The sequence below is a fragment of the Sphaerothrix gracilis Ecp01 genome, from assembly GCF_030405905.1.
GTDB lineage: Bacteria > Cyanobacteriota > Cyanobacteriia > Phormidesmidales > Phormidesmidaceae > Sphaerothrix > Sphaerothrix gracilis.
The window spans coordinates 1-2,224 of sequence record NZ_JASATW010000092.1 but is presented as its reverse complement, the minus strand read 5'-3'; the positions used below and the strand labels follow the sequence as shown (position 1 = coordinate 2,224).

Annotated in this window: 1 protein-coding gene and 1 pseudogene; both read right to left on the bottom strand. The window is 49.0% G+C overall.

Going from position 1 to position 2,224, the window contains the following annotated elements:
* Positions 1 to 278: 278 nt before the first annotated feature.
* Positions 279 to 1,152 (bottom strand): annotated as a pseudogene (locus QJQ48_RS27805) (IS1634 family transposase); the annotation flags it as partial.
* A gap of 552 nt (positions 1,153 to 1,704) precedes the next feature.
* Positions 1,705 to 2,224 (bottom strand): carboxypeptidase-like regulatory domain-containing protein (locus QJQ48_RS27800; RefSeq protein ID WP_487247707.1); only part of this gene is annotated, 520 nt, incomplete at its 5' end.

Genomic DNA, 2,224 nt, shown 5'->3' with positions numbered 1-2,224 from the left:
CCAGCTCCAATGACGGCAATATCATAGCTCTCAATGCTTGTAGATGCAGTAGCTGTCATATGAGTAGATTTTAAGGATTGGAGTAGCTTTTTGAAGATGACGTGCTAAGGGACATAAGCAGCAAGCTACGAAATATCTTTAGTGAAAAGAACTGTAGTTTTACGGAATAGAGCAAGAATCCTATTCAAAAATTCTGTGAAACTACGGTGTACTGCTTATAAATAAGCGGTAAAAGAGTACTAATCCTCACAACCAATATTCCGCAGGTTGCTAAATAGTTAAGAAGATGGGTAGTAGCGCTCAACGAGCGGGCCGAGAAAGCGAATAATTCGACGGCGCTCATCGGTCAGACTGCTAATGTGTCTAGCTCGGTCAATTTGCACCAGATGAATGCCCTGAAACTTCTCCATAATCCATCTGAAAGTGGGCCAGCTTGCGCTCAGCTAGGGTGTAGACCATCAGGGTCAAAGCCATCACTAACGCTAAGGCTTCAACACGCTGAGCTTTCTTGACAAAGAGACTGCTGGTGAAGAAGAGCGGATCTTTGAGGAAGCGAAAGCCCCGCTCAACCTTCTGTTGGCCTTTGTACTCCTGCAGCAGCTTATCAGCCGGCCACTGCTGGCCATCGAGTTGATTGGTGGCCAGAATGAAGCGACTATGCTGATGCTGATAGCAGCGCTCGGCGGTCGGCTGCGGCTCTAGGGTGGCTTTGAGCCGATAGCCTAGGCAGGTGGTCGTGGCTTTAGTTTTTGCTTTGACGGGTTTGCCAGGAGCGCGTTTGGCTTTGACGCTTTCAACGCAGATGTTCGTAAGCTGATGGAGTACTAAGGTATCTTGGAAGCGCATCAGCGCCTCTAGGGCATCGGGCTTACAGGCAAAGACCTGCTGCTGCAGTTGCTTAAGATCGCCCTTGAGTCGTTTTTCCAGTTTGGCTAGCTCCGCTTGCCAGAGGGATTGCTCGGCTTTGCGGCTCTGGCTCTCGATGAGAATCCAACGTTGCTCAACCCCGCCGTAGTCAGCACGGCTCTCCCACATCTGGTAGTCCTTGAGCGAGCAGGGCACAGAGACAAGCTCATCGGTGTTGCTCTGAACCAGGGCTTGGGCAGCGCTGAGGGTCTGAGGCACCCTGGAGAGCCAGCCAAGCGAACTGACCTAACTGCTCATTGGTCAGTTCGACTAAGCCCAGTTCGTCCACGACGCCAGCGACTAGGCCGAGGTGATCTAAGTTCTCTATCTGCAAGGCGTTTTTCCGTTACTAAAGGGCTTTTTTTCAGCCTACGCCACCCCGTACTTCTTATTACCTGTCAACCTGCGGAATGTCGGTTTGATACTCTAGTTTGCGATTAGATTAGTCGCACATCACCTAAAGATTCTACTTTTCCTGTTGATTGACAGATGAGGATTAACGCGATTGCCTCTAATACATCCCATTGATGAATGGGCACTCTTTAGTTATCCCCCACTCGCTTGATTAGGTAAAGGCATTCTGAGGATTATGGGGGATTTTTTTGCTTTAGGATGACAGCGACAAGCATTGTTGAATTAAGAGATGCACCTATGAGGAACTGGAACATCGTTGAACTTGAGGTAGTGAAGTAACAATCGGGCAGAGTACTCAATTCTGACACTTAGGAGTTGCGCAGCTAAAACGGCTTAATTAGTAGATTATTCAAAATCGCAGCTTCGTCAGTTTTAGTCAATCCATTAATTTTGCAAGGTGCTCATCGTTGCCGGCAAACTGAGTATCCCAGCTTCAAATAGACCTGAAGTTTGTTCAGGAATAATCAATTCTACAACTTTGTTTTCTGTCCCAAAAATCTGTAGACGATAGCGACCGGGTTTCAACCCAGAGGCAGCAAATCGCCCCGCCCGATTCGTGAACAGCTCTATAACCGGCCAGTCAGGATCCGAGATGGAGATAAGTGTTCCTCTCTGTAGAGCAACTGGATCACCTTCAGCATCGACGACGACACCGCGAAGCAGGACGGTAGCTTCAGTTCCAACCCTGACAACAGTACCGCTGCGATAAGAGGGTAGAAGCGAATAGCTGCTGCGACCCAAATCGTAACCGAGAGGTAAGTCTGGGGCATCCAGGGATAATGGATTTAGGATATAGGACTGCACTGGAATGACAGCAGGCCCCATCCCATCAGCTCGGCCTTGTTCTCCTACTAGGCTTGGATTAACTCGAACTAGCTGACTAGCAGCTGTTCCCTGCCGGGTA